7 protein-coding genes and 2 pseudogenes are annotated in these 7,603 nt (G+C 67.2%); 4 read left to right on the top strand and 5 right to left on the bottom strand.

Going from position 1 to position 7,603, the window contains the following annotated elements:
• Positions 1–634 (top strand): annotated as a pseudogene (locus tag ACFXPL_RS34130) (IS3 family transposase); the annotation flags it as partial.
• Between the two features lie 541 nt (positions 635–1,175).
• Here ACFXPL_RS34130 and ACFXPL_RS34125 read toward each other — a convergent pair.
• The 3 genes from ACFXPL_RS34125 to ACFXPL_RS34115 all read right to left on the bottom strand — a co-directional run bounded on the left by ACFXPL_RS34125 (position 1,176) and on the right by ACFXPL_RS34115 (position 3,132).
• The gene (locus ACFXPL_RS34125) at positions 1,176–1,796 is read right to left on the bottom strand and encodes a hypothetical protein (protein WP_384926991.1); all 621 of its coding nucleotides are present in this window, start codon (positions 1,794–1,796) and stop codon (positions 1,176–1,178) included.
• Position 1,797: 1 nt separating this feature from the next.
• Positions 1,798–2,397 (bottom strand): hypothetical protein, encoded by a 600-nt coding sequence (locus ACFXPL_RS34120; RefSeq protein ID WP_384926989.1) that lies wholly within the window; start codon positions 2,395–2,397, stop codon positions 1,798–1,800.
• Positions 2,398–3,000: 603 nt separating this feature from the next.
• Complete coding sequence (locus ACFXPL_RS34115; RefSeq protein ID WP_384926987.1) at positions 3,001–3,132, bottom strand: hypothetical protein; 132 nt, start codon at positions 3,130–3,132, stop codon at positions 3,001–3,003.
• Positions 3,133–3,173: 41 nt separating this feature from the next.
• Here ACFXPL_RS34115 and ACFXPL_RS34110 point away from each other — a divergent pair.
• Positions 3,174–3,269 (top strand): annotated as a pseudogene (locus tag ACFXPL_RS34110) (IS630 family transposase); the annotation flags it as partial.
• A gap of 100 nt (positions 3,270–3,369) precedes the next feature.
• On the opposite strand, the gene ACFXPL_RS34105 reads toward ACFXPL_RS34110, so the two are convergent.
• Positions 3,370–3,858 carry a MarR family transcriptional regulator gene (locus ACFXPL_RS34105; RefSeq protein ID WP_384926985.1) on the bottom strand — a complete coding sequence of 163 codons (489 nt, stop codon included), beginning with the start codon at positions 3,856–3,858 and terminating at the stop codon, positions 3,370–3,372.
• 102 nt (positions 3,859–3,960) lie between these two features.
• Between ACFXPL_RS34105 and ACFXPL_RS34100 the strand changes: the two genes are divergently transcribed.
• Both ACFXPL_RS34100 and ACFXPL_RS34095 read left to right on the top strand, forming a co-directional pair.
• Positions 3,961–4,344, top strand: coding sequence for a hypothetical protein (locus ACFXPL_RS34100; RefSeq protein WP_384926983.1), 384 nt, complete (start codon positions 3,961–3,963; stop codon positions 4,342–4,344).
• A 220-nt stretch (positions 4,345–4,564) separates the two neighbouring features.
• Positions 4,565–5,107, top strand: a complete 543-nt coding sequence (locus ACFXPL_RS34095) for a hypothetical protein (protein WP_384926981.1) — start codon at positions 4,565–4,567, stop codon at positions 5,105–5,107.
• Between the two features lie 651 nt (positions 5,108–5,758).
• On the opposite strand, the gene ACFXPL_RS34090 is transcribed toward ACFXPL_RS34095, so the two are convergent.
• On the bottom strand, positions 5,759–7,216 hold the full coding sequence (locus tag ACFXPL_RS34090) for an IS4 family transposase (protein WP_384926979.1): 1,458 nt from the start codon (positions 7,214–7,216) through the stop codon (positions 5,759–5,761).
• Positions 7,217–7,603: the final 387 nt, after the last annotated feature.

Below are 7,603 nucleotides of genomic sequence, written 5' to 3'. Positions count from 1 at the left end.
CCACAAGCGGATCGCGCGCGTGATGCGGAACATCAATCTGGCAGGAGTGCGACTGCGTCGCAGGCACCGCACCACGATCCCTGACCCAGCCGCAGCGAAGGCCCTGGACCTGATCGGCCGCGACTTCACCGCGAGTGAACCGAACACGAAGCACGTCGGCGACATCACCTGTCTCCCCCTGGACGGCGGGAAGTTCCTCTACATGGCCACCGTCATCGACCTCGCCTCACGCCGCCTGGCCGGCTGGGCGATCGCGGATCACATGCGCACCGATCCCGTCACCGACGCGCTCGCCGCCGCCGAGCGAACCCGCGGAAGCCTCAGCGGCGCGGTCATGCACACCGACCACGGGGCCCAGTACACCAGCCGGGCATTCGCCGATGCCTGCCGCAGAACCGGCGTCCGTCAGTCCATGAGCGCGATCGGCTCCAGCGCAGACAATGCGCTCGCCGAGTCCTTCAACGCGACGTTCAAACGCGAGACTCTCCAGGGTCGAAAGAGCTGGTCCAGCGAGCGCGAGGCCCGCCTCGACGCGTTCCGCTGGCTGAACCGCTACAACACGAGACGCCGTCACTCCCGCCTCGGGCAACGCAGCCCGATCGCCTACGAGACGGCGTCCAGAACAACATCAACTACGCTGGCACCAGCCGCACAACCCGTGTCCAAGGTTTCGGGTCAAGGCCCGCCCGAGAAAGTAGGTGCTACGACCCGCCACTGGCACAGAAGGTGGTCCGTCCAGAAATCACTGCCGACTACGCGGGGATCTGAGGGGTCAGTCCGGTAGTCGAGAGCCAAGGCGCCGTCATCACCGGGGTTGCGCGTGGTGGCGATCAGCACTGCCTGTTCAACGTCAAGCCAAGGAAGTTCGAGCGGGGCGGCGCCCCTGATTACGCGTGCCTGGCGAAAGAAGGCGGAGTGCGGATCATCGGCGAACATGTCCATTGATTGGGACGCGTACGCCATCTGCTCGGGGTTCGATACGAAGGCAAGTGGGGCCTTGAGCCACGGGATGACCTTCGCTAGCACCGCATCGCCCGGGTGACGCCAGAGGCCGCGATCGATGAGCGAGGTCAGCGGGGCGGGCAGAGCAAGTCCACGGACTATCGAAGGCGCCATGGCGAACAGCTTCGCATGGCGGACAACACCAAGGAGACACGCTCCAGCGGCAAGCCGGGTCAGCCGCTCTGGTTGTCGTCCTCGGTGGCGGCGTCGGTGTCGGGCCCGGGGCGAGCGTGTTCGACGGCCCAGGACCATCGCTGCTCGACCGTGTGGTGCTTCGCCCGGTCTGCGCGTGGTCCGGTCTCCGGGTCTGGCTGGGTCAGGCCGTTGGAGGCGTGGACTCCGGCGGCGCCTCCATACGTCTCGTAGCGGTCTGGGTCTTCTCCCCACATGCCGGCGAACACATAGGATTTGCCCGGCTCGACGGCCGGGGCACCCGGGTCCGGGATGATGTCGCCGTCCTGGTCGGTGGCGGTGGTGTTGACGGTGATCGTCCCCCGCGCGTCGCCTTTGAAGGCGCGGTCGACCTCAACGAGCCATTGCTGCTCAAGGTCGCCGTTGCCGCCGGTGTGCTGTTCACCGGTCTTGCGGATGACTGTGCCGTGGAAGACGTGCTGTGAGGCCGCCGCGACGTATTCGTCGCGGGAGAGATCTGCGGCCTGGAGGTCTTCGGAGATCCGCAGGCCGCCTCCGTCCTCGACTTGGACGTCGGTGTCCATTGCGGCGTGGAGGCTGAGGCCCACCGCGGCGAGTACGGCGGCAGCGGTGAGCGAAACGGCGAGGGCCCGGATTTTCATCTCATCCCCAGAGCTTGTGGTACGCGGCGCGGTCGAACTCGGTGGGCTGATTGCTGGCGAGCTGGTCGATCTTTGAGGCCATGATGGTCTTCTTCTCGGGTTTTTTGTGACAGTAACCCAGGGCATGGCCAAGTTCGTGTGCTGCTGCGGCTTTCCGCCAGTACTCGCTGGCGTATTCGCCGCTTCCATCCAGGTATTTCTTGTTCATGTAGATGTAATCGGTGGCACCGATGGCGCCGTGACGCTCCCAGGTCGCCAGAGCACCGTCTGCCTTGGCCTTTTCTTTCCAGTGGAGGTCGTTGCTGGTCACAGCACTGTCGGGCGCGATTCTGATCTTGTTGAGGCGGTAGTTGGAGGTGTACCAGCGGGAGATCGCCCAGGAGTGGGCGCCCTTGTACTTGGTTGCTTCCGTCCACCTGATCTCCCGGTCGTCGACCGAGGAGAAGCTCCTTGAGTCCCGTTTCCCGTTGGTGCATTTCTCCGGCGTTGCGGCGGACACTGCATGGGCCGGAGCAGTGGTGACAGCTACGGCTATGACAGCGCCGGCGGCGAGAGGTGAGGCCCAGTGCCGCTTCCGGCATCTGCTCAGCAGCGGATACATTGCACCAGTATGTCCATTCGGTGGGCGTGGCTGCGCGTTTTCGCGGAGGTACACCCTCTCGTGTCCGCCGAGCACGACAAGCCGTAGAACCAACCGCCGTGCAGCGGCACCCTGTTCGAGCAGCGGGGTCCACCGGGGAACCACTGCGGTACCGCTTCGCGGGTACGACGGGCAGCAAGGGCTCCATGGGGGCGCTGAGTAGCCAACCGTTCTACCCGCACGTCGGTCTCGGCGATCGCCGATGGCGGTCGTGCTTGCGTGGCGGGAGACGACCGCGGAGCGAAACGTCGAGGGGGTGCTCATGCGTACGGACCGTCGGCATAGCGCGGGCGGAAGGTGTTCCGCTGCGGCGGCGGTCTCCGGCGCCCGCGAGGCGGGGACCAGGATCACGTATGCCCTCCCCGGCCCCAGCGCGGTCTCATTCCTCGACGTTTCCCGGCGGGCACTGCGGGGCGTGGTTCCTGCTGGGTTCGGCATGATACGAGAGCCCGCGTGATCATGGACTTTTGCTATGGGCTGGCGTTGGTGGGGCGTGCGCCTCCGCCACGGCCCTCATGGCCCGGCGCCCGCCCCGTACCCAACCTACCGGCTGAGCGCCGCGCGTTAGCGGCGGGCCGCGCGGTAGAGGCCGCGGCCGGCATGGTCGGCGCGGGAGGTGCCGACGAGCCGGTCGAGGGTGCTGCGGACGGTGTTGATGTTGCCCGGAGTATCCTCGCGGCCGACGGCGATCGTCACGTCTCGCGCCCGAACAGTCCCCAATGCCAACGCCGGCCACCCCCGACGTACTTGCCGCCCGACGCAGGGAACGGGCCCGCATCCGCAGCGAGAAGGGCATCCGCTGGGGACGACGCCCCGTCACCGCGACCGCCTGACACCCCGCTGAATGCAGTCGGCCTCTGGGCTGGATACCCGTTGCCGTGGGCGGCGGTGCCTCGCTGGCCGGCCATAGCGCCCTTGCGGGCCGGGCTCGGCTCAGCCCGGTTCCTCGCCGCTGACCGCGGCTTCGTAGGCGAGCATTGTGTCGACGAAGAGCTGCCGCTGATCCGGTGTCAGGGGGGCCAGCGCCTTGCGCCATGCGGCCGCGCCCGGGGCAAGCCAGGAGGTGATCGCAGGTTGCTGGTCGGCCGCAATGCCGATGATCCGCCGGCGGCGATCCGCCTCGTCCTCGCGCCGCTCCAGGATTCCTTGCCGGCTCAGGTCGCCGACCAGCAGGCTCACCGTCGTTGGGGCGATCTGAAGTCGAGCGGCCAGTTCGTTCACGGTCATCGGCCCGTCAAAAAGCAGGTAGGAGAGCAGGGAGAGGTGACGCGGCGCCAGCGAGAAGGACTGCAGCGCCTCAGGCACGGGGATCTTCTTGACCCGGCCCACCATGCGGGGCATGAGCAGCAGCAGGGCCCTGACGGTGTCATCCACTCCGTTCCCGTCACCCTCGTCGGCATCGTGCGCCCTGGGTGTTGACATCGCACACCCCTCCCCATTTATCTTTACCTTCAAAGCTATTTTGCTTTGCACGCAAAGCGAATTCTCTTCATGGTACCCACCGGCGCGAACGGAGACTCCACCATGCCGCACCTGAGCGTGCACATCCGCGAGGGAGCCCTCGACGGGACGATCGAACCGAAGCTGATCAGCGCCTTAACCGACGCGGTCGGCGCCGTCTACGGCGAGGAGTTCCGCCGCCTGGTCGGGGTGGACCTGATCGGCATCCCGCAGAACCGCCGGGGCATCGGCGGCGCCCCCGCCGAGATCGACGCCCCGCTCGTCACTCTCAGCATGCGCGAGGCCGCTTATCACCTTCCAGAGATCCCGGACGCTCCCGCCCGACTGGTCGCCACCACCACCGACGCGCTGGTCAGCGTCCTTGGCGAGGACATCCGTAAGCAGATCATCGTGACGATCGTCGGCGTGCCGGACGGTCGCACCGGAGTTGCCGGCACGGTGGCCTGACGCACGTGTGTGGGCCGGGCCCGCTGGCCCCGGCCCACACACCACACAATCCTCAACAAGCCGGTGAACCTATGCGGTCACAGCATTAGGTGAGGGCCGCTGTGTGCGGCACCCTGTCTCCTTCTGCTGCTCGGGCGGAAACGGGGCGCCTCGTCCCGGCTGCGGCGCTATGGTCGTGGGCGGACGACGGACGAGCGGTCAGTGAGAAGGAGAGACTGCTGTGGGCCCCTTGCTGTTCCTCGACGTAGACGGTCCGCTCAATCCGTGGAAGGCGCAGCCGGAGCGGCGACCGGCGGGGTACGAGACGCACCGTATGAAGCCGCCGAGCTTGGCACGGCACTATCCGGGCAAGCCTTGGGCGTATGTCAAGCCGCTGCGGGTGTGGCTGAATCCTCAGCACGGAGCCGCGTTGGCCAGCCTGGGGTTCTCGGTCGTCTGGGCCACTACGTGGATGGGCGAGGCCCGCGACTTCATCGCGCCGGCCGTGGGTCTGCCCGACCTGCCGTTCGTGGACTTCGGTGACCGTTTGGCGGGCGAGGGGCCCAACGGGACGCACTGGAAGACAGAGACCCTGGTGGCGTATGCGGCGGGTCGGGACTTCGCCTGGGCGGATGACGAAATCACCGATGCCGACCGGGAGTTCGTGGCCGCCCGGCACGAGGGAAGGGCGCTGCTTCGCTGGGTCGATCCGCGACTCGGTCTGCGGGAGCCGGACTTTGTCGCGTTGGCTGAGTTCGCCGGGGCGGGCTCCGCCGGGGCCTGACCGATCCTGACCCGGTGGCTGGCCTCGTACTGGGGAGTTCGGTAGAGCCCTCGCGGTGTAGGTCCGGCGGCGCACGCACCCGGCCGGTTCCACTGTGCCTGGTCATCGTCGCGTCCGGAGTGCGGAATCCCAGGCGTCGCCTGGTCCCCTCGGCGGGGACGATCGTCGAGGGGACCAGCCTTCTCGCCCGGAGACAGAGCGGAGGGTTCGCTCGACGTCGGACTGGGCGGATGGGCACGAGTCCGTGGCCTCGGACCGCAGGTGCTGTTGCTGAGCAGGGTAGAGGCTGCGGACCTGCTCGAATTGCCTGGCTGGCCTGGGAGTAGGCCGCGTCTGGTGCGGGGGCGAGATCAGGTGGCCTCGGCGGCTGGGGCAGAGGGCGCTGTCCGATAAGGAGGTGGGCCTGGCTGGTCTCCTCGTAGACCCCTGTGGGTTCCCATGCGAGCAGTGTTGCGCGGAGGTCTGTTTCGTATTCGGGGCGTCGGTGCCCGAGGAGACCCGGCCGGGGAAACCGCTCCGCGGCCACCGCCCTCGACACGGACACGGGGGTACGACCCAGTACTCACCTTCACCCGAGGAGTGCAGCTTTCCTGACGACGGCATGGACCCTGGACAAGTCCCATCGCCCCAGGCCAGAGCAATGCCAGTGTTTTAGGATGTTTTTACAGGTGCGGATAGGTATGCCGGGTTTCGCGTGACTTTGAGTGAGTAGCTGACGCGGCTGGGAGGGCGAGGCTCGTCCCGGCGCTTGGCTTGGAAGGTGTTCCTCGGTGGTTTCTTCAGTTGTTGGCAGCGGCGGTCGCGGCGGGAGGGCAGGAGGTCGTTGTGGAGTTCCTGGACGACTTCGAGTCGGACGGCGCACAGGTCCTGCGGGTTCGCTGCCGTCTGTCCGGCGGTCGTGCACCGGGCGAGCTGCACCGTCGTGGTGAAGGAGATCCGGTCGGGATCGACCTCGCCCTGTTCGGCTGCGTGGACTTTGAGCGCGGACAGTGCCTGGTAGACGGTGAGGAGCGCGTAGATCTCCCGGCAGATGAGCTCGGGGGTCTTGGAGCGCAGGATGAAGCCGGCGCCTCGCAGCCGGTTTTTGAGTTCGGCGAAGCCGTTCTCGATCTCCCAGCGTTGGTGGTAGAGCTGGGCCAACTGCCGTGCGGACGCCTGCCGGTGGTCGAGCAGGCTGGTCGCCAGGCGGAACTTCTCGGTATGGGGCGGCACGTCCTGGGACCGGACGGTGACGGTGCAGTCGATGATGCGCACGAGGTGTCCTTGCGGCAGCCCTGTCGGGGTGCGGCCGTGGAAGCGGGCGTTGCCCAGGCACTGGCTCTCGGCGGGGGTGGGCATGACGGACACGTAGGAGCCGTCGGGCAGCACCCACAGCGGTGGCAGCACGAGGTTCTTCTTGATCCGCCAGGCGATGTTGCAGCCGGTCGCCTCGATCAGGCCCCACAATTCATGGCCGGCGAAGTTGCGGTCGGCCAGCAGCAGTATGCCTGGCCGCGGGGAGGCGGGCAGGCGGCGGGTGAGCTTGTGCTCGCTGAATCTGGCGATCGAGTCGAAGGCCGCGTCGATGATGGCGTGGGTGCCGCACTCGAGCAGGGCCATCAGTCTGACCTGTGGGTTTCCGCTTTTGTTGGTGCCGTCGCGGCCGGTGAACCCGAACGCCCCGGCGTTCTCGGAGGTGTCCGGTACGTCCAGTGCGGTGCCGTCCCGGGCGACCAGCCGCAGGCCGAAGGCGAACGCTCCTGGGGGCGCGGGTGTCACCTGGGCACTGCACCGGCGTTCGAAAAGCGCCTGGAACGACTTGTCGCCCAGGCGCTGGCGGGCTCTGGTGAGGGCCGAACTGGTGGGCAGGCGCTGGACGAGGCCGCCCGGCAGGTGCCGCAGTTTCTCGGTCAGGGTCCTCGGGACCACCCGGTATCCCGGCGGCCCGGTGCTTGCGGAGCTGCTGAACAGGCACAGAGCCAGGACGAAGTAGACCACCGCGCGAGCCGGCAGGAGCCTGCGGCAGCGCTCGGCCCTTCCGGTCAACTCCAGCACCTCGTAGACCACTTCGGGGGTGATCTCCTCAGTGAGTACGCCGAGCCGGATCCGGTCACCGAACTGCGGCTCCAACCGTCTTCGGGAGCTTCGAGGGGACACTGGACGTGGCGTCGACAGGACGATTGAAGCAGCAGTGATGGCAGACTGAGCACCCAACTGGGCTCCCTCGCAGACAGTCGGATCTTGGTCGATCTTCTGTCCTACCGGGAGCCTCGTTGCCGTGTCCCGAGATCATCGGGCGCATCATCAGATCGAGGTGAATCCCCTCATGCACCCCAGGGGCCTACCCACCCGAAACCGCTACGAGCATGGCGCCCCACCTGCACCGATGCACTTAGCACTCCAGCAGCGGTTCGTGTCCTGAGCTGCGTTTTCGGTAGTGGCAGTGGCGGGCGATGGCCTGGCGGTGTCTTCTCCAGGCGGACCAGTTCAGTGCGTGGGTGACGGGATCGTGGTCGG

Source organism: Streptomyces sp. NPDC059092 (assembly GCF_042756365.1).
Taxonomy (GTDB): Bacteria; Actinomycetota; Actinomycetes; order Streptomycetales; family Streptomycetaceae; genus Streptomyces.
This window is presented reverse-complemented; position numbering and strand designations above follow the sequence as displayed.